Here is a 21,076-nt window from a genome sequence, read left to right as displayed (position 1 = left end):
CTTCCCCCAAATCCCTATCTCCCGCAGTCCCGATGACAAGCCAAGCCGCCGCCAAATCCGTCAAAAGCGAAAACAACCTGATCTGGCTGGACATGGAAATGACCGGCTTGCAGCCGGATACCGACCGCATCATCGAAATTGCGATCGTGATCACCGACTCCGAACTCAATATCCTGGCTGAAGGCCCGGTGCTGGTGATCCACCAGAGCGACGCTGTGCTGAACGGCATGGATAACTGGAACAAGGGCACCCATGGCCGCTCCGGCCTGATCGACAAGGTCAAGGCGTCCACGCTGACCGAAGAGCAGGCCGAGGCCGAGCTGCTGGCCTTCCTCAAGCGCTGGGTACCGGCGGGCAAGTCGCCGATGTGCGGCAACTCGATCTGCCAGGACCGCCGCTTCATGGCACGCTACATGCCCAAGCTGGAGGCGTTCTTCCACTACCGCAACCTGGACGTGTCGACGCTGAAAGAGCTGTGCAAGCGCTGGGAGCCGGCCATCCACAAGGGCTTTATCAAGCGCCAGCTGCATACGGCGCTGGCCGATATCCTGGAGTCGGTCGAAGAGCTGCGCTACTACCGCACGCACTTTATCCGCCACGCCACGCCGGCTGCGGCGCCGTCCGCCGAGGCACCGGCCGCCGGCACGCCAGCGCAGTAACCGGAGCGCGGCTCCGCCAGCACACCACCACTACCGGCGCGCCGTCCCATGCAGGCGGCGCGCTGCCCGCCCGCCTGCCGCCCATGTTCGAGCGCATCGTCTCCATCATCACGCCAGTCATCCTGATCATCCTGGTCGGGTGGCTGTACGGGCGCAAGGCCCATCCGGACATGGCGGGCATCAACCGCGCCACGCTGGACGTGATTGCGCCGCTGCTGGTGGTCTCGGCCTTCGTCAGCAAGGACTTCGTGCTGGCCGACCAGCTGGTGCTGCTGGGCTGCGCGGTGGCGGTGGTGCTGGGCTCGGGCGTGCTGGCGTGGGGGCTGGCGCGGTGGATGAAGGTCGATCCGCGTACCTTCGTGCCGCCGATGATGTTCAACAACTGCGGCAACATGGGGCTGCCGTTGTCGGTGTTCGCGTTTGGCCCGGCCGGGCTGGCGCCCGCGGTGGCGCTGTTCGCGGCGTCGAACCTGATGCACTTCACCATCGGCATGAAGATCGTCAACCGGCATGCGTCGCTGGCGCAGATCGCGCGCAACCCCATGGTGCTGGCCACCGTGGCGGGGGTCGCGCTGGCGCTGGCGCGGCCGTGGTTCACGCTGCCGGACCCGGTCTACCAGTCGGTCAAGCTGCTGGGCGATGCCACCGTGCCGCTGATGCTGTTTGCGCTGGGTGTGCGCATGAAGGACGTAAGCCTGCGCAACTGGGGCATGGGGCTGGTCGGCGCGGCGGCATGCCCGCTGACGGGCATCGCGGTGGCGCTGGCACTGGCGCAATGGGTGCCGCTGAGCGAACTGCAGCGCGGGCTGCTGTTCGTGTTTGCGGCGCTGCCCCCGGCGGTGCTGAACTTCCTGGTGGCGGACCACTTCCGGCAGGAGCCGGACCAGGTGGCGTCGATCGTCCTGCTCGGTAATATCGCCGCGGTGGTGTTCGTGCCGGTGGGGCTGTACCTGGGCCTGCGCTAAGGCAGGAAGCCCGCGCGGCGCATGCCGGCGGGCGATCGGGGCTGTCAGGCCGACGGTTTGGCCCGCACGGCGTTCTTGGGGCGCCAGGCCTTGACGATGGTCTCGTTGGTTTCCATGTAGGGCCCGCCGATCAGGTCGATGCAATACGGCACCGCGGCGAAGATACCTTGCACCACCGGCTTGCCGTCGGCGTCGCGCAGGCCTTCCAGGGTCTCGCGGATCGCGCGCGGCTGGCCGGGCAGGTTGATGATCAGCGCGGCGCGGCTGGCGGTTTCGCGCACTACCGCCACCTGGCGCGAGAGGATCGCGGTCGGCACGAAATGCAGGCTGACCTGGCGCATCTGCTCGCCAAAGCCCGGCATTTCCTTGGTGCCCACGGCCAGCGTGGCCTCGGGCGTCACGTCGCGGCGCGCCGGGCCGGTACCGCCGGTGGTCAGCACCAGGTCGCAGCCGGCGACGTCGACCAGCTCGATCAGCGTGCGCGAGATCTGCGCCTGTTCGTCGGGGATCAGGCGCTCCACCGCCTGCCAGGGCGAGGTCAGCGTGCGCCCGAACCACTCGCGCAGCGCCGGGATGCCTTCGTCCTGGTAGGTGCCGGCCGAGGCGCGGTCCGAGATCGAAACAAAGCCGACAACGAGTTCGTCGGGATGGTGGCGGACAACCGGCTGCGTAGTCTGGGTCATGCGTCGGGCTCCGGGGTAGGGGAGGGTTCCTCGGCGGCGCCGGCCTTGCCGTCCTTCAGGTCCAGCGCCGTCTTGATCGCCTGGAACAGCTCGCGGAAATAGCGCGGCGGCTTGCTCAGCTCTTTTTCCTTGCGCGCATTGCGGATGGTGTTGCGCAGCGCCTGCACGTCGATGCCGGGATGCTCGGCCAGGAACCGCGTCAGCGCCGCGTCGTCGGCCAGCAGCAGCTCGCGCCAGCGCTCGATCAGATGCATGCGGGCGGTTTCGGCCTTGCTGGTGCCCTTGAAGCCCTCCAGCGCTTGCCGGATCACCTCGACCTCTTCGTCCTCGAGGCCGCGCATGATCTTGCCCACGAACTGCATCTGGCGGCGCTTGCCTTCGTGGCTGTTGATGCGGCGCGCCTGGTGGATGGCGTCGGCCAGAGCTTCGGGCATGGGCACGCGCGCCAGGCGGTCCTTGGGCAGCGCTTCAAGTTCGGCGCCAAGGTCCTGCAGGGCGGTCATGTCGCGCTTGCGCTGCGATTTGCTTTTCGGCTCGTCGTCTTCCGGTTCGGGCGCAAAGCCTCCGGGAAAGCGCGAGCCTTGGGGGTTACGGGAATTTCGCGTCATGCCCGGCATTTTATCTTGCTATGATTGCCGCTTGGACTTTTGATGACACCCCGCCCAGCATGGACCAGATCGCCGAACAGACCGCGCATTTCACCTACACCCAGGCCCAGCTCAGCGAGATGGCCGCCGATGTGCTGCGGGTGGCACGCGAACTGGGGGCGACCGATGCCGCCACCGAGATCTCGGAAGGCAGCGGCCTGTCCGTGTCGGTGCGCAAGGGGCAGGTGGAAACCATCGAGCAGAACCGCGACAAGGTGGTCGGGGTCACGGTGATGATCGGCAAGCGCCGCGGCAACGCCAGCACCTCGGATTTCTCTCCGGCCGCGCTGCGCGCCACCGCCGAGGCGGCCTACAACATCGCCCGCTTCACCGCCGAGGATGACTGCGCCGGCCTCGCCGAAGAAGAACTGCTGGAGCGCGCGCCGCAGGACCTGGACCTGTTCCACCCGTGGGCGCTGGACGCCGAAGCCGCCATCGACATCGCCACCCGCGCCGAGGCCGCCGCCTTCGCGGTCTCGCCGCGCATCCGCAACAGCGACGGCGCCAGCGTCTCGGCCCAGCATTCGCAGTTTGTGCTGGCGACCACGCGCGGTTTCAGCGGCGGCTATCCGTATTCGCGCCATTTCATCTCGTGCGCGCCGATCGCCGGCAGCGGCAGCGGCATGCAGCGCGATGACTGGTATTCGTCCAAGCGCTCGCCGCTGGCGCTGGCCGCGCCCGAGGACATCGGCCGCTACGCCGCCGAGCGCGCGCTGGCGCGGCTGCAGGCGCGCAAGCTGTCCACGCGCCGCTGCCCGGTGCTGTTCGAGGCGCCGCTGGCCGCGGGGCTGCTGGGCGCGTTCGTGCAGGCGGTGTCGGGCGGCGCGCTGTACCGCAAGTCCACCTTCCTGTGCGATTCGCTGGGCCAGGCCGTGTTCGCGCCGCATATCCAGATCCATGAGCAGCCGCACACGCCCGGGGCCATGGGCAGCGCCCCGTTCGATGAGGAAGGCGTGCGTACCCGCGAGCGCGACGTGGTCAAGGATGGGGTGGTGCAGGGCTATTTCCTGTCGACCTACTCGGCGCGCAAGCTCGGCATGCAGACCACCGGCAATGCCGGCGGCTCGCACAACCTGACGCTGTCAAGCAACCTGACCCGGCCCGGCGATGACTTCCCGGCGATGCTGCGCAAGCTAGGCACCGGCCTGCTGGTGACCGAGCTGATGGGCCAGGGCGTCAACTACGTCACCGGCGATTATTCGCGCGGCGCGTCGGGCTACTGGGTCGAGAACGGCGTGATCCAGTACCCGGTCGAGGAAATCACCATTGCCGGCAACATGGCCGAGATGTTCCGCCAGATCGTCGCCATCGGCGCGGATGCGCTGGTGCGCGGCACCAAGGAAACCGGCTCGATCCTGCTTGAGCAGATGACGATTGCCGGCAACTGAGCAGTGCGTCAGTCAAATAAAAAAGCAGGCATCGCCTGCTTTTTTTTTTATTTCCGGTCAGGATTCCTCCGACGGCGGCCGCTCATACGTGACGAAGGCATAGTCGAAGCCGTTCGCCGCCGAATGATGGGTCTCGCGGGCGGTTTCAAGCCATTGCGTGCGATCGATCTCGGGGAAGAAGGCGTCGCCTTCCACATCGGCGTCGATCTCGGTCACCACCAGCCGGTCCGCGCTCGGCATGGCCTCGGCATACAGCTGCGCGCCGCCGATCAGGAAAATTTGCTCCACGCCCACGCAGAGGCGCTGCGCGTCTTCCAGCGACGACGCGACCTCGGCGCCCTCGATGCGCAGGTCGGGATTGCGGCTGACCACGATATTGCGGCGCCCCGGCAGCGGGCGGCCGATCGAATCCCAGGTCTTGCGCCCCATGATCACGGGCGCGCCCATGGTGGTGCGCTTGAAGTGCGCCAGGTCTTCCGGCAGGCGCCACGGCAGGGTGTTGTCGCGGCCGATGGTGCCGTTGCGGGCGCGCGCTACAACCAAAGTCAGCAGCGTCATACGGCCACCGGTGCCTTGATGGCGGGATGCGACTGGTAGCCGGCCAGTTCAAAGTCTTCGTAGCGGTAGTCGAAGATGCTGTCGGGCTGGCGCAGGATCTTCAGGTGCGGCAGCGGCAGCGGCGCGCGCGCCAGCTGGGTCTGCACCTGCTCGAAGTGGTTGTTGTACAGGTGGCAGTCGCCGCCGGTCCAGACAAAGTCGCCCACTTCCAGCCCGGTCTGCTGCGCCATCATGTGGGTCAGCAGCGCGTAGCTGGCGATATTGAACGGCACGCCCAGGAAAATGTCGGCGCTGCGCTGGTACAGCTGGCACGAAAGCCGGCCGTCGGCCACGTAGAACTGGAAGAACGCATGGCAGGGCGGCAGCTTCATGCGCGGGATGTCGGCCACGTTCCAGGCCGACACGATTAGCCGGCGCGAATCCGGGTTGGCGCGGATCTGCGCCACCAGCTCGGTGATCTGGTCGATATGGCGGCCGTCCGGCGCCGGCCACGAACGCCATTGCGAGCCGTAGACCGGGCCCAGTTCGCCGTTCTGGTCGGCCCACTCGTCCCAGATGGTGACGCCATGCTCCTGCAGCCAGCCCACATTGGTCGAGCCCTGCAGGAACCACAGCAGTTCATAGATGATCGACTTCAAATGCAGCTTCTTGGTGGTGACCACCGGGAAGCCTTCGCGCAGGTCGAAGCGCATCTGGTAGCCGAACACCGAGCGCGTGCCGGTGCCGGTGCGGTCGGCCTTGTCGGTGCCATGCTCGTAAACATGGCGCATGAAGTCGAGGTACTGTTTCATCGGCGCGGGGCGGGATGGAAGAGGTGGCGCGGGCGCCTGCGCCCGCGAAGCTGGCATTTTAAAGCAAGACGGGCCGCCCTTCCGGGCAGCCCGTCTTTTACGGCAAGGCCAGGGCCCAGGGCCCTGGCGCCGGGGCAGGCTTAGTGGCTGCCGGCCGGCTCCTGCTGCTGCCCGCGGCGCTTCTGCACCAGGTAGCCGGCGCCCAGCACGCCGCCGACGATCAGCACGTACAGGCCCCAGTTGACCACCGGGTTGGCTTCGAAGAACGCCTTGATCATCGGCTCGTGCACGATCATCTTGACCGCCGTGAACGCCAGCACGCCGGCACCCAGGTAGATGATGACCGGGAAGCGGGCCATCAGCTTGAGCACCAGGCTCGAGCCCCACACCACGATGGGGATGCTGATCAGCAGGCCCAGCACCACCAGCAGGAAGCTGCCGTGCGCGGCGCCGGCCACGGCCAGCACGTTGTCAACGCCCATCACCGCGTCGGCGATGATGATGGTCTTCATCGCGCCCCACAGGGTCGACGCCCCGGAGCCGTGATCGTCGCCATCGCCTTCGTCGGACAGCAGCTTGTAGGCAATCCACACCAGCGCCAGGCCGCCCACCAGCATCAGCCCCGGAATCTTCAGCAGCCAGACCACGCCGATCGTCATGGCCGAGCGCACCACCACGGCACCCACGGTACCCCAGACGATGGCCTTTTTCTGCAGGTGGGCGGGCAGGTTGCGCGCCGCCAGGGCGATCACGATGGCATTGTCGCCGGCCAGCACCAGGTCAATGACGACGATGGACAGCAGTGCCGTCAGGAACTGCATCGTGAACAGATCGGTAAACCACTCCATGAACTCTCCTCAGGGTACGAAACAGCGCGGGGCGCATTGGGTTCGCCTGGATTCCTGGAGCACGGAGGGTTGGGGCCGCCTTTGCAAACCATGGAAACCAGGTTGCAAAGGTCTTGCTCGACCACTGGCGCGGTATGCGCACCGGTGGTCAGCACAACCGGGGACATCGGTCCCGGAATGACGATTGTGCTAAGGGCTTGCGCCCCGGAGCTACTCCCCTTTGAGGGACGCGACCCCTTCGGGGGACGCGCTGGGCGGGATTATAAACGAACTGCAACGGACATGCCCCATTAGGAAAGATACTGACTCAAGTTCGTCGAGGTGCCGTAATCGGCTCGCTGTGGCGGCCATGGGGCTGCGCGATCCGCCGGATCGGCCTATCCTTGAGGTTCGGCTCCGACCGATGCGTCGCGGACAGCACAGGCGGGCATTGCGGAGACCGGCGCGCCTGACTTGCACAGCGCGGCCTTGGGGAATACGCAGTGAAGCAGTGCCCATTTGCGACCACACAAGGAAAACGACATGCCGGCTGTCCCGAACCCGCCGAACCCGCCCTCACACCACAAAGCCCCGCAGACACCCCTCCCGCCCCTGAACCACCATAACGGCCACGCTGCGGCGCCGCCCGCGCTGGTGGCGCTGGCCAATGGCCGCGCGCAGCGCCCGCCGCAGCCGGAGTTCGTGCAGCAATACCGTGAAGACAGTGGCGCATTGCGCGAGCAGGTGCTGTCCGGCCTGCGCGCGGCGCAGGCGGCGATCAGTCCCAAGTTCTTCTACGATGTGCTGGGCTCGCGCCTGTTCGAAGCCATCACCGACCTGCCCGAGTACTACCCGACCCGCACCGAGGCCGCGATCTTTGCCAGCGCCGCGCCCGCCATCGCGGCGCGCGCGGGGAGCGCCTGCGTGCTGGTGGACCTGGGCGCGGGCAACTGCGAGAAGGCGGCGCGGCTGTTCGGCAGCCTGCGCCCGGCGCAGTACGTGGCCGTGGATATCTCAGTAGACTTTCTGCGCGCCACGTTGTCGTCGCTGCAGCAGCAGCATCCTGACATCCCGATGCTGGGGCTGGGCGCCGACCTGTGCGCGCCGTTCGACCTGCCGGCCAAGGTCAGGCGTGGCAGGCGCCTGTTCTTCTATCCGGGCTCGAGCATCGGCAATTTCGCCCCGGTGGAGGCTCTGGCGCTGCTGCAGCGCCTGCGCGGCGCGGCCGGGCGCGGCGACGGCGTGCTGATCGGCGTGGACCTGCACAAGGACGAAGCCACGCTGGTTTCGGCCTATGACGATGCGCTGGGCGTCACCGCGGCCTTCAACCGCAACGTGCTGCGCAATGTGAACCGCATCGTCGGCACCGATTTCGCGCTGGACGACTGGCGCCACCTCGCCAGCTTTGACCGCGAGGCCTCGCGCATCCAGATGCACCTGCAGGCGTGCCGCGACGTGCGCGTGCAGTGGGACGGCGGCGCGCGCGAGTTTGCCGCCGGGGAGCGCATCCATACCGAGGATTCGTACAAGTACCGCGCGGAGGACTTCGCGTTGCTGCTCGAAGCCGCCGGCTTTGACGACCCGGTGTACTGGTCAGACCCGCGCGGCTGGTTCGCGGTGTTCCACGCGCGCGGCTGACCAGCAGCCTGCCGGGGCGGGCCGGGTCCGGGTCCGACCGGCGGGTAGTGTCATAATGGCCGCAGCCGGGCGTGGTGCGCCAAGTCCGCGGTGGTCCAGCGGCAGCTGGCTGCCGCGCGCCCGGAACGCTGCCGGTCCACCCTCCATTCCCTGCGCGGATTTCCCCGATGAGCGGCTTCCCCATGCTTCCCGATCTCTACTTCACCGGCGGCAAGGCGACGTGGTCGGACCCGCGCCGGCTGCCGCGCGAAGGGCTGGCGCAGGCCTTGGTCGACGCGCGCAGCCGCACGCTCGCGTGGCTGGCGCCGTTCGGGCAGACGCGCCGCGCCTGGGACGTACCGCGCCAGTACGATGCCGAGCCGCCGCTGTGGACGCTGGGTCACGTCGCCTGGCATGCGGAGTGGTGGTGCCTGCGCGGCGTGCGCCAGGTCGACCGCGGCGGCGTGCCGGTGCCGGTGGCGTCGGAACCGTCGCTGCTGGACGGCGCCGATGAATGGTTCGACCCCGATCGCATCGGGCCAGACGAGCGCTGGGAGATCGCGCTGCCTGATGTCGCGGTGGTCAAGCGCTATGCCGCCGAGGTGCTCGACGGCGTGCTGCGCCGGATCGCGCTGCTGCCCGACGACACCGACCTGACCCTGTACCCGTACCGCCGCGCGCTGCTGCATGAAGACGCGCAGGGCGAGAGCGTGGCCGCGCTGCTGCAGGCGCTGGGCATGGCGCCAGCGGAGGCCATCGGCGCCGCTGCGGCGCAGCCAGCCGGGCACGGCGGCACGCTGCATTTCCCGGGTGGACGCTTCACGCTGGGCTGGAGCGATGCCGACGGCTTTGCCTGGCCCGACGAACTGCCGCCGCAGCCGACCTACGTGCCCGCGTTCGAGATGGACATGGCGCTGGTCAGCAACGCGCAGTTCCTGGAGTTCGTCGAGGACGGCGGCTACGAGCATCCGGCGTGGTGGTCGTCGGCGGGACGCCAGTGGCTGATGACGCAGGAACGCTCCGCGCCGCGCTACTGGTCGCGCCATCCGGAATCGCGCGCGTGGATGCTGGAGCGCTTCGGCACGCTGCGCACGCTCAATCCCGACGAAGCCGTGCGCCATGTCACGCTGTACGAGGCGCAGGCGTGGTGCATCTGGGCCGGGCGGCGCCTGCCGGCGGAATCCGAATGGGAACTTGCCGCGACCCAGAACCGGGGCCTGCAGTGGGGCGCGCTGCGCGAGTGGACGGCCACGCCCTACGAGCCGTATGCGGGCTTTGTTGCTGCGCCGTCCGAAGGCGGGATAGTGGGGCGCTTCGGCACGCACCAGGCGGTGCGCGGCGTCTCGTTTGCCAGCCCGGCGCGGCTGCGGCACGTGCGCGCGCGCTGGGCGCGGCTGCCCGAGGACGACCTGTCCTTTATCGGCTTCCGCACCTGCGCGCTGTAGCACGGCGCGCACGGCAAAAAAACAGGGCACCCGAGGGTGCCCTGTCTGCTGTCTGGCAGGTGCGCTCAGCGCACCGCGCGATCAGCGCTCGTAGCGCGAGCGGCTGTTGCGGTTGCCGTTGCCATTGCCGCCGCCGTTGCCGCCGTAGCCACCGCCAAAGCTGCGGTTGCCGTCACGGTTGCCGTCGCGGTTGCCGAAGCTGCGGCCTTCGCCGTTGCCGCGATAGCCGCCGCCGGTGCCGCGGTTGGCGTCGCCGAAGCTGCGGGTGGCGCCGTCGCGGTTGCCGAAGCCGCCGCGGTTATCGTCGCCGAACGGGCGGCCGCCTTCACGGTTGCCGAAGCCACGGGCGCCGTCGCTGGCGCCGCGGTAGCCGGTGCCCTGGCCACCCTGGCCACGGTAGCCGCCTTCACGGTTGCCGAAGCCGCCGCGGTTGTCGTCGCCAAACGGGCGCGCGCCTTCCACACGGTTGCCGAAGCCACGGCTGTCGCCGCTGAACTTGCGCTCGCCGAAGCCGGTGCGGCTCTCGCCGCCGCCGAACTTGCGGTCGCCGAAGCTGCGCTCGCCGCCCCGGTAGCCGCCATTGCCGCCGCCGTTACCGCGGAAGTCACCACGGCCGCCCGGCTTGCCGCCGAAGTTCGAACGCGGCTTGGGCGAACGGCGCGGCTCCAGGCCCTCGATCACCGAAGCGTCGATGCGCTGGTTGGTGAAGCGTTCGATGCGCTTCCACTGGAACATGTCGTTGTGGTTCACCAGGTTGATGGCGGTGCCCGAGCGGCCCGCGCGGCCGGTACGGCCGATGCGGTGCACGTAGTCCTCGGCCTGCTTGGGCAGGTCGAAGTTGACCACGTGGGTGATGTCGGGCACGTCGATGCCGCGCGCGGCCACGTCGGTGGCCACCAGCACGCGCAGGTTGCCGCGGCGCAGCGCGGTCAGGGTGCGGTTGCGCGCGCCCTGGGTCATGTCGCCATGCAGCGCGCCGGCCGAGAAGCCGGTGTCGGACAGGCGCTCGGCCAGCGAATCGGCATCGCGCTTGGTCGCGGTGAAGACGATGGCCTGCTTGAGCGACGCGTCGCGCAGCAGGTGGTCGAGCAGGCGCTCCTTGTGCGACATGTCGTCGGTGAAGTGCAGGCGCTGCTCGATATGGCTCTGGTCGGCGCGGGCCGCGGCGATCTCGATGCGTTGCGGATCCTTCAGCTGGCGCGAGGCCAGCTGGGCGATGCGCTGGTCGAGCGTGGCCGAGAACATCAGCGTCTGGCGGGTCGTCGGCGTGGCGGCCACGATGGCGTCGATGTCGTCGGCAAAGCCCATGTCGAGCATGCGGTCGGCTTCGTCGAACACCAGCATGTCCAGCGCGGACAGGTCGATGCGGCCGGCGTCGATATGGTCGAGCAGGCGGCCCGGCGTGGCCACGAGGATGTCAGGCATCTTGGACAGCGCGGCCAGCTGCTTGGGGTAGGGCATGCCGCCCAGGATGCTGGCGCAGACGATGCGGCGCAGGTTACGGCCGTACTTGGCGGCAGCTTCGGTCACCTGCAAGGCGAGTTCGCGGGTCGGCGTCAGCACCAGCAGCGCGGGCTGCGCGGGCGACGGACGGGGGCGCTTGCCCTTCATGCGCTTGACCGGCTCGTCCGGGCGCGGACGGTTCGGGGCAGCCTTTTCGCTGATGCGCTGGATCGCGGGCAGCATGAACGCGGCGGTCTTGCCCGAGCCGGTCTGGCTCGAGACCAGCAGGTCGCGGCCGGCCAGGAAGGCCGGGATGGCCTGGGCCTGCACCGGCGTGGGCGTGTTGTAGTTCAGTTCGGAGAGGGCGCGCAGGATGGCCGCATCGAGGCCAAGCTTGGCGAAACCGCTTTCCACGGCCGGGGCTTCTTCCACTGCCGGGCTGGGGTTGAGCAGCGCGTCGAGCTTGTCGAGCGGGCTCTGGGCAGCGTCGGAAGTGATCGAAGCGTCGGTCGCGGAGGCAATAGCTTGCTCCGCACGAATGTCGTGCTGGGTCATGTCGGAATGGTCAAATAAATGCATGGCACCCCGGCAAAGCAAAAGGGGGTGGGCGCAGTGCAAAGTCTTAAAAAGGCTTCGGCGCCAATCGGTGAGGCCGTTACGACAGACACAGCTGGCAGTACGGCGGCAGGCAGGGCGGTGGCTGGTCCCGCTGGGCGGTCCGGCCGTATCCCTGGCAGGCAAACAGCTCAGGTTTCAGGCTGTTCAACAGGATCGGAGACGAGGCGACGTCAGGTGAGCGGTGCGTTCTGCTGGGCGGCTGGGGCCAAATTGTGATGACTAGGCGTCCGGCAGCGAGGAAACAGAGCTTGGGAGGGCAGCGGATTCGCCGCGGCAGGAAGCCGGGCGTTTGGCGGATCTCACAGTTGCGAAACTCACGGCGCGGATTATAGCAGAGTGCCAGAATTTTGTTGCACTGCGAAAACGTAACCGGATATGTCAGCCGCCGGTCACCTGCCGTATCGGCTGGCCGGTCGCTGGTTGAAACCGGAAAAGCCCCGCCTATACTGGAGGCGCGAGCACACAGGATGCCCGCACGGGGCGGACGAACACGTTCCCGCTTGACCTCCTCCAGCGGCATGGCGCTGCTGTTCGCGGCAAGCATTGCGGTCATTGAATCCACGCGCCAGTCTTCCTGCGACTCTCCGGGTGGTCCGGATGGGCGTCCGCGTCATGGGCGGAATCATGGGAAGCCTGCAGGGAAACAGCATGACCGAACTGCTGACCGCGTGACCCGGGCGGTCCGGGCCCGTCCGCATCCAAAGCCCGCCAGCGATGGCGGGCTTTTCATTGGCGCGGGCCGGTCCGTTCAGCCCTCGGCGTCTTTGCCGGCGGCCTTGCGCGGCAGGCGGCCGCGTGGTGCCTCGCGCGGCATCACATGGCGCTTGCCGGGCAAGCCCCCCGGGTAGTCGACGATGCGCGCGGCGCCCTGGTGGCGCAAGCCATGCCACGGCTGGCCAGCCGCGGTGCGCCCGCCACCGAGGATGGTGGTCATGGCCTGCCGGTCGAGATCCATGCTGTCGGGCAAATCCTTGATGACGATCACTGCCATGGCGGTCTCCGGTCAAGCGGGGCCGCGGCCCTGCGGCCGCGGGACCGCTTCAGTATAGGCGAGGCGGTCCCGCGTTCCTGCGCGGGCGCGCCTCGGGTTGTGCTCAGACTGCGGCAAAGTTGCCGGCCCATTGCGACGGGTTGACGTTGACCCGCACCGGGCCGACGCCGGGGCCGACGAAGCTGTTGTTGAGCGTGTTGACGTTGATGCTCTGCAGTTGGGCGATGTTCTGGTTGACGTTGACGGTAACGTTGGCGAGGGGGCCGACATCGCCGACGCCGCGGGCGAGCCACGAATTGCCGCCGCGTACGGTGCACAGCGAGGCACGGTCGAGTTCCTTGCTCAGGGCCAGGTCGCGGACGAGGATGGTTGACATGATCATGCTCCTTTGATGGGGGTGCCGGGGCGGCTGGCGCGGAGGTTGCTGCGTTCAGGCAGGCTCTCCGCGCGCGCTGCGCATCCGGTATCAGCCGAAGATGTTGTTGGTCGCGTTCTGGTTGGTGTGCACGTCAGACTTGACGTGGTCCAGGAAGGCCGAGCCGTTGCCGTTCAGGTTGGTCACGGACTGCATCTGCGCGATGTTCTGCACGGCGTTGATGCTGTGGTCGACCGACACCTTGATCGGCGTGTAGACGGCGGCGAAGGGCAGGTACGACATACCGCCGCGCACGGCTTGCATGCGCTTGCTGTCGAGGGTTGCGGCGGCGGACAGGTCCTGGATGGTCAGCGTGGTCATGATGGTCTCCGGTATCGATGGTCAGTGCTTCGGTTCAGTCTGCTGGCGCGAGGGCTCAGCCGTAGATGTTGTTGGTGGCGTTCTGGTTGGTGCGCACGTCGGACTTGACGTGGTCCAGGAAGGCCGAGCCGTTGCCGTTCAGGTTGGTGACGGACTGCATCTGCGCGATCTCCTGCACGGCGGTGATGCTCTTGTCGAACGACAGGTTCACCGGGCTGTAGACCGCGGCAAACGGCAGATAGGCGAGGCCGCCGCGCACGGCGTGCATGCCCTTGCGGTCCAGGGTTTCGGTGGAGGACAGGTCCTTGATGGTCAGCGTGGTCATGATGGTCTCCTGGTAGAGGAAGGTGTTGCGTTTGGGTTGGGGTTCGAGCATCGGGTTGGTGTCGCGCTCGAAGGTACTAACGCAGGGACTGTGCCAAGGCCTGCGGAGCGCCCGATGGTTGCGCATAACTGCCTGAAAACATGGGGGATTCAGTCTCGATGTTGGCCTGGGCGCACGGCCATCCGGCGCGCATGCGGGCCGCGAATGACGGGCCGCGGCCAACAGGCGCGGCGCCGGTGTTGGCGCCGCCGCGACAGGCGCGCACCGCAGTGGCAGCGGCGCGGCCGGGCCGCACGGGCGCGGCGCTGCACGGTGGCCGCGCGCGGTTTGCGCATGCCTTGGGTGCGCACTAGTATCCATCGAAGAGAGGGCATATCCGCAGGGTGGGACGCGTCCTGCCAGCAACCATGTCGGGGCATCCCGTGGCCAGTCTCAAAGACCTGATCCGCAAGTTCCAGAACGGCGGTCTCTCCGACGACGAGTTTGTCGCGTCGTTCGAAACGGCCCTGGCGCAAGACCCCACCACGCCCAGCCAGGCTGCACGTGTCGTGATCGAGGAAAATACGCGCTTTCCGTTTCCGCCCGCGGTCTATGCCGAAGTCATGCGCCGCATCGAGCGCCGCGGCGCCACGCAATACGATAGCGTTGGTGAAGGCGCCCCCGACGCCACGCGCCTGGCCGGGACCGAAACCGGCTCGATGTATGCCGCCTCGCCCGAAGCCGGCACGCTGCCGCAGACGCCGGCCACCAAGGGCGTGGGCGATACGCTGAATGGGCGCTTCGTGCTGGAGGAATGCCTGGGCGTGGGCGGCATGGGCACGGTCTACAAGGCGCTCGACCTGCGCAAGCTGGAGGCCTCGGACCGCAGGCCGTATATCGCCATCAAGGTGCTGAACCTGCAGTTCAGCGGCCATCCCAAGTCGCTGATGGCGCTGCAGCGCGAGGCGCGCAAGGCGCAGACGCTGGCCCACCGCAACATCGTCACGGTCTATGACTTCGACCGCGACGGGCCGGTAGTCTTTCTCACCATGGAGTACCTGTCGGGCTCGTCGCTCAACCATGTGCTCAAGGCCCCGGGCTTCGCCGGCATGCCGATGGCGCGCGCCATGCCCATCATCCACGGCATGGGCAATGCGCTGGCGTATGCGCACGAGCGCGGCTTCGTGCATTGCGATTTCAAGCCCGCCAATGTCTTCCTGACCGACAACGGCGAGGTCAAGGTGATCGACTTCGGCATCGCGCGCGGCTTCCTGCCGCCGGCCGACGAATCCGACCGCACGGTATTCGATCCCGGTTCGCTGGGCGGCATGACGCCGGCGTATGCGAGCCCGGAGATGTTCGAGCATCGCGAGCCCGACCCCCGCGACGACATCTATGCGCTGGCCTGCGTGACCTACGAGCTGCTGAGCGGCAAGCATCCCTACCAGCGGCTCTCGGCCAACCAGGCGCGCGAAGCCGGGCTCAAGCCGGCGCCGCTGGCGCAGCTGGGCCGCACGCAATGGAAGACCCTGCGCGAGGCACTTTCGCTTGACCGCGAGACGCGCACGCCGACGGTCGCGCGCTTCCTGCAGGGCATGAGCGCGGCGCCGGCCGCGCCCGCGCGCCGCGCCGAGCCGCTGATGGCGGGCGGCGCGCTGGCCGTGCTGGCAGGCGTGGCCGCACTCGGCTACTACGCCTGGCATTCGCAGCGCCAGGCCGAAGCCCCCGCCGCGGCTTCCCGCGCGACCCCGCCGGTGAGCGCCGCCGCGCCGGCGCCCGCGGCGCCAGCCGAGCCCGTGCCTGCCCCCGCAGCGCCTCCCGCGCCTGCAGCAGCCGCTGCGGCGGAGTTATCGATGGCCGAGGTCGGCAAGCTGCTGGCGGCGGTGCCTTGCTCGCTCCTTGCGGCCGCGCGACAGGGGCAGACGCTGCACGTGCACGGCTACCTGGCCGAGAGCGTGGGTGCCGCGCGCCTGCGCGAACAGCTCGGCGGCTTGCCGGGGGCCAAGGCGCTGCGGGAGGTAGTGGTGGAGGCCCAGCCGCTGGCTGCCGACAAATGCGAGGTGGCCGCGCTGATCGCGCCGTACTGGTCGGGCCTGCGGCAGGGCGCGACGGCGTCATCGCTGCAGTTGCGCGGCAAGGGCACGCAATTGACCGAGGGCGCGCCAATGGTGCTCGAGCTGCGCACGCCGGCGCAGGATTCCTACGTTTACGTCGACTATTTCGCGGCAGACGGCAAGGTGGCGCATATGGTGCCGAGCCAGCGCATTCCGGCGCACCAGGCGCCGCCTGCGTATAACGCCTCGATCGGCGACAGTGGCGACTGGATCGTCTCGGCGCCCTTTGGCAACGAACTGGTGGTGCTGCTGACCACGCCGGCGCCGCTGTTCGCGTCGCGCCGTGCCGAGGTGGAGTCGCGGCAGGCGTACCTGCGCGCGCTGGAAAAACCGCTGGCGCAGATGGCGCGCACTTATGGCCGGGACCGCATCAGCGCGGACCTGGTGCAGATTTCCACGCGCGCGCGCTGAGGGCGGTCCGGACCGGCTTGCGCTTTACGCCGCCAGCCGCCGGTTCACTTCATGTCGCGCGCCACGCGAAAGCCGTTCTGTGATTGCCGCACACTGGGGCTGTACTTGAAGCGCGTCGACGACACCATGTAGCTGGCTCCTTCGCGCCACGAGCCGCCACGGATCACGCGCGCACCGCAGGCGTTCTCGTTCCATGCGCGCCCGTCGGGGGGCGCGCCCTTGTAGGAGCTGTGCCAGCAATCGGCCACCCATTCCCACACGCTGCCGTTGACGTCATGCAGGCCGTAGGGATTGGGTGCGAACGAGCCCACCGGCGCCGGCGCGTCCTGGTTCCACGGATCGCCGCAGTCCTTGCAGTTGGCATTGCCCTTGCGCATCTGGTCGCCCCACCAGTAAGCGGTGGCGCTGCCGCCGCGCGCCGCGTACTCCCATTCCGCCTCGGTGGGCAGCCGGTAGCTCTTGCCGGTGGTCTTGCTGAGCCAGGCCACATACTGCTGCGCGTCGTCCCAGCTGACGTCGCGCACCGGCGCGTTCTTTGCGCTGTCGGCGGCAGTGGGAATGCGCTGGCAGCCGCCGGCGTCGGCGCAGGCGTTCCATTGTTCTACCGTGACTTCATAACGGCCAATGGCAAAGGGCTGGGCGATGGCGACGTGATGCGGCGGCTTTTCGGCCGGATCACTGGCGCTGCTGCCCATGGTGAAGCTGCCGGCCGGCACCGTGACCAGCGCCGGGCAAGCCGGACAATCGCGGATCTCGGCGGTGCGCAGCGTGGTGCCGGCCACGCCTTCGCCTGCAGTGCCGGTGCGAGGCGCTGCGGCCGCTGGCGCGGACGGCCGCGCAGCCGCGGCCGGGGCCGGTGGCGCCGGGGCCGCTGCAGGCGGCGGGGAACGCGAGACTTGCCCGCTGGCGGTCGCGCCGGCGCGTGGCGGCGGCGCTGGCGCTGGCGCCGGCGCTGGCGGCTGCGCCTTCGGGGCAGGGGCGCTGGCCGCCAGGCGCTCCAGCCTCGCCTTGGCCAGCCCGGCGAAACGTCCGTTGGGGTACTGCTTCAGGTAGGCCTCGTAGTCGGCGGCGTAATTGCTGTTCTTGATCGATTCCCAGAAGCTCAGCTCATACTGCTCGTCGGTGTTCTTGGGCAGGATGCCGGCCAGCAGCAGCGGCCAGGCTTGCGGCGATTCACCAGCCGCGGCCACGGGTATCGCAGTGGCGAGGAGCGCTGCCGTGGCGGCTATCGGGATCATCGCAGCCACGCGTACGACTGGTAGGTTGCGCCACATCTTCACACCTCGCTGGAGCCGCCGCGCTTGCGCTGCATGCCGGTACGCGATGGCATGCGTCGGGCGCATTGTGGTGTTGCCGGGACGTCGACCGGCTTGCTTCAAGATAGCACAGCGCGTGTGTCCGCGGCGGGGCATCGCCACGCGGTTGCGGCACGCCGGGGTCGCATTTTCCGGGCTTGCGTCCTAACCTGAATGACGAATCGCCGAGCGCTGACCAACAAGCAACAAGAAGGGGCTTTCGGGACAACGTGATCGGGTTTCGGGATAGATCTCCGGGAGGCGACGCGTATGTCCAGACGATTCCTGCTCCGCCTGGTGGCGGCTGCCACGCTGGCCGCCGCGCCTTCGCTGTCGTTGTCGACGGCAGCGCCGCCCAATGCCGAGGTCTATATCATCTGGCCGTACGACGGCGCTGTCATTGGTGGCGGCAAGTTCTGGGTGCGCATGGGCCTGCGCAATATGGGCGTCTGCCCCAAGGGCGTCGAATCGCCGCGCTGCGGGCACCATCACCTGCTGATCGATACCGAGCTGCCGCCGCTCGACAAGGAAATCCCTTCGGACAAGAACCACCTGCACTTCGGCGCGGGCGAGACCGACGCGCGCATCGAGCTGCCGCCCGGCAAGCACACGCTGCAATTGCTGATAGGCGACGCCAGGCATGTGCCGTTCGAGCCGCCGATTTATTCGAAGAAGATCACGGTGACGGTGAAATAGCGGCAAATCGCGGCGCCGCGTGCGCCGCGCACGCCGGCCGAGGCCGATCAACCAGGGGAGAGCGCCATGTCCCGACTACTTGCCGCGGCTGTCTTCGCCGTCAGCCTGTTGCTGTCCGCATGGGTGCAGGGCGGATCCACGCCCGCGCCAGCCAATGCCTATCTGTACATCGGCTGGCCCAATGACGGGCAGACCTTGCCGGCCGGCAAGCCGTTCAAGGTGTGGTTCGGGCTGCGCAACATGGGGGTGGCGCCCAAGGACGTGAAGTTTCCCAATACCGGTCACCATCATTTGCTGATCGACGTGGACTTGCCGCCGATGGACAAGGAGATTCCCAACGACCGCAACCACCTGCATTTCGGCGCGGGAGAGACCGAGACCGCGATCGAACTGGCGCCGGGCAAGCATACGCTGCAGCTGCTGATGGGAGACGACAAGCACATACCGACCAACCCGCCGGTGTATTCGAAGCGAATCACGATCTACGTGAAGTAGATATCCGGGGCGCCGGCTCAGCGACCGCACAGGGATCGCGCCCGGTTGTTGGCCGGGTCCCAACAACACCCCTGCGATCTGTTGGCGGTCTCCCGCCACCTCGCACTGCCTTCATCCTGGCGCAGCTGTCTCCGGCCACGCGCCGACAGCGAAAAACCCCCGTGTTTACAGGCACTTCCACCATCGCGACCCGTCTTGCAGGCGCCCTGGCACAGTCCCTGCGTTTGTCCCTCCGGAGCGCGACATCTACCCGATGCTCGAACCCGAAACCCCAGGCAATACCTTCCTCTACCGGAGACCATCATGACCACGCTGACCCTCACCGACCTGACCACCGCCGAAACCCTGGACCGCAAGGGCATGCAAGCCGTTCGCGGCGGCCGCGCGCTGCTGCCGTTCGTGACTGTGTTCCAGCCGCTGAACCTGTCGTTCGACAAGAGCATCACCGCCGTGCAGGAGATCGCGCAGATGCAGTCCGTGACCAACCTGAACGGCAATGGCTCGGCCTTCCTCGACCAGGTCCGTTCGCATGTGGATACCAACCAGAACGCCAGCAACAATATCTCTCGTTGAGAGGATGCTTGAGATGGCGCTGCGCCGCGGGGGCGTCCCCGCGGCGTTTTGACTGACCCCGTTCTTGTCGGGGTTGGAGCGAGCGCCCGCGCGCACCACAATACAGACAGACGCGGCGGCCACGCGGCAACGGCAAGACGCAAAGCCATGCCGGCCACCGCCGTCGCACGCAGGAAATCACCGTGCCCGAGTGCCCCCATCCCCCGTCCGTGCTTGCGGTGACCCGCGTGCCGCGCCGTGCCGCCTGGTTTGCCGCGCTGGCGGCAGGCCTGGCCATGCTGGCGGGCTGTGCCGACTTCCGCCCGCCGGTGTACCAGCGTCCCGAGACGCCGGCCAAGGCCGAATGGTCGCGCCAGGAATCGATCACGGTATCGCCAGCCGAAGCGGTGCAGCCCAACTGGTGGCTGGGCTTCAAGGACCCGTACCTGAACCAGCTGGTCGAACGCGCGCTGGCCGGCAACTACGACATCAAGGTGCTGGCGGCGCGCATTCGCGTGGCCAACGCACAGATCAGCGAGGCCCGCGCCGGCGGGCTGCCGGTGATCGATGTCGGCGCCGGCGCGAGCTTCGAGAAAAGCACCGGGCAGAAGTCCACCTGGACCTATAACGCCGGGGCCCAGCTGAACTGGGACATCGATATCTGGGGCAAGGTCGAGAAGGGCGTGCAGGCGCAGGCCGCCGAGTTCCGTGCCACCGAGGCGGACTGGCGCGCCGGCTACCTGACGCTGGTGGCCAATGTCTCCACCACTTACTTCCAGATCCTGCAGTTTGACGAGCAGATCGAGCAGCAGTCGCGCACCGTGGCCAAGAACGGGCAGATCCTGTCCACCTACCAGGCGATGTACCAGAACGGGCTCGTGCCGAAGATCCGCGTGATGCAGCAGCAGGCGGAAATCAATCGGCTGAACAAGGACCTGCTCGAGCTGCGCCGTTCGCGCGACGTGGCGGAGAACGCGCTGGCGACGCTGGTGGGCGTGCCCGCCGGCAATCTCAAGGTACCGGCAGGACGCCTGCAGGACCGCGTGCAGCCGCCCGCGGTGCCGGCGGGGCTGCCGTCGCAGTTGCTGGCGCGGCGCCCGGATGTGGTGGCGGCGGAGTACCGCGTGCTCGCCGCCTACAACATCGTCGGCCAGGCCCGCCTGGCGCAATTGCCCAGCATCAGCCTGACCGCGCGCGGCGGCACCGCCAGCTTTGCCTTGAGCGACCTGCTCAAGTCCTTCACCTTCGGCTTCATGCCAAGCATCAACCTGCCGATGCTGGACCCGGGGGTGCGGGCGCGGGTGAAGACTACCGAAGCGCAGGTGGGCGTGGCGGAAAACGAATATGGACGCACGGTAATGACCGCGTTTGAAGAAGTCGAGACCGCGCTGGTCAACGTCGACGCCCACAAGAAGCAGCGCATCGAATTGCAGCAGCAGGTGGAGCAGCTGCGCGTCGTGTCCGCGCAGATCGAGGCGCAACTGAAGGAAGGCGTGGTCTCGCAGCTCGAAGTGTTCGAAACCGAGCGCTCGCTGCTGGCGGCGCAGCTGCAGTTGTTGGCGGTCCACCAACAGATCCTGGGCGACACCATCACGCTCTACAAGGCGCTGGGCGGAGGCTGGCCCGCGGCGGATGTGCGCAACACCGCCCTGAATCCGCCCCAATAAGTGGTGCCAGCGATGCCGCGCCTCGGGCGACTTTGCGCGGCGTGCCGCCCCGCGCGAGGCGCTTGCCTCGCGACAATGACGCTGCGAGCCCAACCCCGCGTGCCGCGCTCGATTGACTAGCCTAAGCCGTCGCCTACTATGTTCTTAGTCGCTTCATCCCCCCTGGCCCGCCGC

Annotated in this window: 21 protein-coding genes; 10 read left to right on the top strand and 11 right to left on the bottom strand. The window is 68.0% G+C overall.

Annotated elements, in window-relative coordinates; translation table 11 throughout:
* Positions 1 to 32: 32 nt before the first annotated feature.
* Complete coding sequence (gene orn / locus E5S69_RS17830; RefSeq protein ID WP_171515977.1) at positions 33 to 659, top strand: oligoribonuclease; 627 nt, start codon at positions 33 to 35, stop codon at positions 657 to 659.
* 83 nt (positions 660 to 742) lie between these two features.
* A complete protein-coding gene (locus E5S69_RS17825; protein ID WP_171515976.1) occupies positions 743 to 1,624 on the top strand; it encodes an AEC family transporter in 882 nt (293 codons plus the stop codon).
* A gap of 44 nt (positions 1,625 to 1,668) precedes the next feature.
* Here E5S69_RS17825 and mog read toward each other — a convergent pair whose 3' ends face one another.
* Positions 1,669 to 2,307 (bottom strand): molybdopterin adenylyltransferase, encoded by a 639-nt coding sequence (gene mog, locus E5S69_RS17820; RefSeq protein WP_171515975.1) that lies wholly within the window; start codon positions 2,305 to 2,307, stop codon positions 1,669 to 1,671.
* Positions 2,304 to 2,924, bottom strand: coding sequence for a ribosome biogenesis factor YjgA (yjgA, locus tag E5S69_RS17815; RefSeq protein WP_171515974.1), 621 nt, complete (start codon positions 2,922 to 2,924; stop codon positions 2,304 to 2,306). Before yjgA ends, mog begins: the two co-directional genes overlap by 4 nt.
* Positions 2,925 to 2,974: 50 nt before the next feature.
* Between yjgA and pmbA the strand changes: the two genes are divergently transcribed.
* Positions 2,975 to 4,342 carry a metalloprotease PmbA gene (pmbA, locus tag E5S69_RS17810; RefSeq protein ID WP_171515973.1) on the top strand — a complete coding sequence of 456 codons (1,368 nt, stop codon included), beginning with the start codon at positions 2,975 to 2,977 and terminating at the stop codon, positions 4,340 to 4,342.
* A 57-nt stretch (positions 4,343 to 4,399) separates the two neighbouring features.
* On the opposite strand, the gene E5S69_RS17805 is transcribed toward pmbA, so the two are convergent.
* The 3 genes from E5S69_RS17805 to E5S69_RS17795 all read right to left on the bottom strand — a co-directional run bounded on the left by E5S69_RS17805 (position 4,400) and on the right by E5S69_RS17795 (position 6,539).
* The gene (locus E5S69_RS17805; RefSeq protein WP_171515972.1) at positions 4,400 to 4,900 is read right to left on the bottom strand and encodes a dihydrofolate reductase; all 501 of its coding nucleotides are present in this window, start codon (positions 4,898 to 4,900) and stop codon (positions 4,400 to 4,402) included.
* Positions 4,897 to 5,691 (bottom strand): thymidylate synthase, encoded by a 795-nt coding sequence (locus E5S69_RS17800; protein WP_171515971.1) that lies wholly within the window; start codon positions 5,689 to 5,691, stop codon positions 4,897 to 4,899. Before E5S69_RS17800 ends, E5S69_RS17805 begins: the two co-directional genes overlap by 4 nt.
* 140 nt (positions 5,692 to 5,831) lie before the next feature.
* Positions 5,832 to 6,539 carry a TerC family protein gene (locus tag E5S69_RS17795; protein ID WP_171515970.1) on the bottom strand — a complete coding sequence of 236 codons (708 nt, stop codon included), beginning with the start codon at positions 6,537 to 6,539 and terminating at the stop codon, positions 5,832 to 5,834.
* A gap of 522 nt (positions 6,540 to 7,061) precedes the next feature.
* Between E5S69_RS17795 and egtD the strand changes: the two genes are divergently transcribed.
* Both egtD and E5S69_RS17785 read left to right on the top strand, forming a co-directional pair.
* On the top strand, positions 7,062 to 8,156 hold the full coding sequence (egtD, locus tag E5S69_RS17790) for an L-histidine N(alpha)-methyltransferase (RefSeq protein WP_171515969.1): 1,095 nt from the start codon (positions 7,062 to 7,064) through the stop codon (positions 8,154 to 8,156).
* A 167-nt stretch (positions 8,157 to 8,323) separates the two neighbouring features.
* A complete protein-coding gene (locus E5S69_RS17785; RefSeq protein WP_171515968.1) occupies positions 8,324 to 9,580 on the top strand; it encodes an SUMF1/EgtB/PvdO family nonheme iron enzyme in 1,257 nt (418 codons plus the stop codon).
* A gap of 81 nt (positions 9,581 to 9,661) precedes the next feature.
* On the opposite strand, the gene E5S69_RS17780 is transcribed toward E5S69_RS17785, so the two are convergent.
* From E5S69_RS17780 to E5S69_RS17760, 5 genes are all read right to left on the bottom strand, one after another.
* Positions 9,662 to 11,578, bottom strand: a complete 1,917-nt coding sequence (locus E5S69_RS17780; RefSeq protein ID WP_171515967.1) for a DEAD/DEAH box helicase — start codon at positions 11,576 to 11,578, stop codon at positions 9,662 to 9,664.
* An 811-nt stretch (positions 11,579 to 12,389) separates the two neighbouring features.
* A complete protein-coding gene (locus E5S69_RS17775) occupies positions 12,390 to 12,632 on the bottom strand; it encodes a hypothetical protein (RefSeq protein WP_171515966.1) in 243 nt (80 codons plus the stop codon).
* Positions 12,633 to 12,735: 103 nt separating this feature from the next.
* Positions 12,736 to 13,008, bottom strand: coding sequence for a hypothetical protein (locus E5S69_RS17770; RefSeq protein WP_171515965.1), 273 nt, complete (start codon positions 13,006 to 13,008; stop codon positions 12,736 to 12,738).
* Positions 13,009 to 13,098: 90 nt separating this feature from the next.
* Positions 13,099 to 13,368: a hypothetical protein gene (locus E5S69_RS17765; RefSeq protein ID WP_171515964.1), complete on the bottom strand. Its 270-nt coding sequence runs from the start codon at positions 13,366 to 13,368 to the stop codon at positions 13,099 to 13,101.
* A 55-nt stretch (positions 13,369 to 13,423) separates the two neighbouring features.
* Entirely contained in the window at positions 13,424 to 13,693 is a 270-nt protein-coding gene (locus E5S69_RS17760; protein WP_171516117.1) for a hypothetical protein, read from the bottom strand.
* Between the two features lie 407 nt (positions 13,694 to 14,100).
* Between E5S69_RS17760 and E5S69_RS17755 the strand changes: the two genes are divergently transcribed.
* On the top strand, positions 14,101 to 16,197 hold the full coding sequence (locus tag E5S69_RS17755) for a serine/threonine protein kinase (RefSeq protein WP_171515963.1): 2,097 nt from the start codon (positions 14,101 to 14,103) through the stop codon (positions 16,195 to 16,197).
* A 44-nt stretch (positions 16,198 to 16,241) separates the two neighbouring features.
* Here the strand turns inward: E5S69_RS17755 and E5S69_RS17750 are convergent, their stop codons facing one another.
* Positions 16,242 to 17,435 (bottom strand): formylglycine-generating enzyme family protein, encoded by a 1,194-nt coding sequence (locus E5S69_RS17750; RefSeq protein ID WP_423766650.1) that lies wholly within the window; start codon positions 17,433 to 17,435, stop codon positions 16,242 to 16,244.
* 327 nt (positions 17,436 to 17,762) lie between these two features.
* On the opposite strand from E5S69_RS17750, the gene E5S69_RS17745 reads away from it, so the two are divergent.
* The 4 genes from E5S69_RS17745 (at position 17,763) to E5S69_RS17730 (ending at position 20,902) form a co-directional block, all read left to right on the top strand.
* On the top strand, positions 17,763 to 18,188 hold the full coding sequence (locus E5S69_RS17745; protein ID WP_171515961.1) for a DUF4399 domain-containing protein: 426 nt from the start codon (positions 17,763 to 17,765) through the stop codon (positions 18,186 to 18,188).
* Between the two features lie 66 nt (positions 18,189 to 18,254).
* Entirely contained in the window at positions 18,255 to 18,683 is a 429-nt protein-coding gene (locus E5S69_RS17740; protein ID WP_171515960.1) for a DUF4399 domain-containing protein, read from the top strand.
* Between the two features lie 303 nt (positions 18,684 to 18,986).
* Complete coding sequence (locus E5S69_RS17735; RefSeq protein ID WP_171515959.1) at positions 18,987 to 19,256, top strand: hypothetical protein; 270 nt, start codon at positions 18,987 to 18,989, stop codon at positions 19,254 to 19,256.
* 182 nt (positions 19,257 to 19,438) lie between these two features.
* Positions 19,439 to 20,902: an efflux transporter outer membrane subunit gene (locus tag E5S69_RS17730; RefSeq protein WP_171515958.1), complete on the top strand. Its 1,464-nt coding sequence runs from the start codon at positions 19,439 to 19,441 to the stop codon at positions 20,900 to 20,902.
* The last annotated feature ends 174 nt before the right edge of the window (positions 20,903 to 21,076 follow it).

Origin of the sequence: Cupriavidus necator, assembly GCF_013141915.1 — a bacterium.
GTDB lineage: Bacteria > Pseudomonadota > Gammaproteobacteria > Burkholderiales > Burkholderiaceae > Cupriavidus > Cupriavidus necator_B.
Note: the sequence above shows the minus strand (reverse complement) of the source record. Positions and strands in the feature narration are given on the sequence as shown.

Bases quoted from the DNA above. Each gene is read 5' to 3' on its own strand.
- E5S69_RS17765 (WP_171515964.1), bottom strand. From the start codon at position 13,368: ATGACCACGCTGACCATCCAGGACCTGTCCGCCGCCGCAACCCTCGAC.
- E5S69_RS17795 (WP_171515970.1), bottom strand. From the start codon at position 6,539: ATGGAGTGGTTTACCGATCTGTTCACGATGCAGTTCCTGACGGCACTG.
- mog (WP_171515975.1), bottom strand. From the start codon at position 2,307: ATGACCCAGACTACGCAGCCGGTTGTCCGCCACCATCCCGACGAACTC.
- E5S69_RS17800 (WP_171515971.1), bottom strand. From the start codon at position 5,691: ATGAAACAGTACCTCGACTTCATGCGCCATGTTTACGAGCATGGCACC.
- E5S69_RS17825 (WP_171515976.1), top strand. From the start codon at position 743: ATGTTCGAGCGCATCGTCTCCATCATCACGCCAGTCATCCTGATCATC.
- yjgA (WP_171515974.1), bottom strand. From the start codon at position 2,924: ATGCCGGGCATGACGCGAAATTCCCGTAACCCCCAAGGCTCGCGCTTT.
- E5S69_RS17785 (WP_171515968.1), top strand. From the start codon at position 8,324: ATGAGCGGCTTCCCCATGCTTCCCGATCTCTACTTCACCGGCGGCAAG.
- E5S69_RS17770 (WP_171515965.1), bottom strand. From the start codon at position 13,008: ATGTCAACCATCCTCGTCCGCGACCTGGCCCTGAGCAAGGAACTCGAC.
- E5S69_RS17760 (WP_171516117.1), bottom strand. From the start codon at position 13,693: ATGACCACGCTGACCATCAAGGACCTGTCCTCCACCGAAACCCTGGAC.
- E5S69_RS17745 (WP_171515961.1), top strand. From the start codon at position 17,763: ATGTCCAGACGATTCCTGCTCCGCCTGGTGGCGGCTGCCACGCTGGCC.
- E5S69_RS17750 (WP_423766650.1), bottom strand. From the start codon at position 17,435: ATGATCCCGATAGCCGCCACGGCAGCGCTCCTCGCCACTGCGATACCC.
- E5S69_RS17805 (WP_171515972.1), bottom strand. From the start codon at position 4,900: ATGACGCTGCTGACTTTGGTTGTAGCGCGCGCCCGCAACGGCACCATC.
- egtD (WP_171515969.1), top strand. From the start codon at position 7,062: ATGCCGGCTGTCCCGAACCCGCCGAACCCGCCCTCACACCACAAAGCC.
- E5S69_RS17740 (WP_171515960.1), top strand. From the start codon at position 18,255: ATGTCCCGACTACTTGCCGCGGCTGTCTTCGCCGTCAGCCTGTTGCTG.
- E5S69_RS17775 (WP_171515966.1), bottom strand. From the start codon at position 12,632: ATGGCAGTGATCGTCATCAAGGATTTGCCCGACAGCATGGATCTCGAC.
- pmbA (WP_171515973.1), top strand. From the start codon at position 2,975: ATGGACCAGATCGCCGAACAGACCGCGCATTTCACCTACACCCAGGCC.
- E5S69_RS17780 (WP_171515967.1), bottom strand. From the start codon at position 11,578: ATGACCCAGCACGACATTCGTGCGGAGCAAGCTATTGCCTCCGCGACC.
- E5S69_RS17735 (WP_171515959.1), top strand. From the start codon at position 18,987: ATGACCACGCTGACCCTCACCGACCTGACCACCGCCGAAACCCTGGAC.
- E5S69_RS17755 (WP_171515963.1), top strand. From the start codon at position 14,101: ATGTCGGGGCATCCCGTGGCCAGTCTCAAAGACCTGATCCGCAAGTTC.
- orn (WP_171515977.1), top strand. From the start codon at position 33: ATGACAAGCCAAGCCGCCGCCAAATCCGTCAAAAGCGAAAACAACCTG.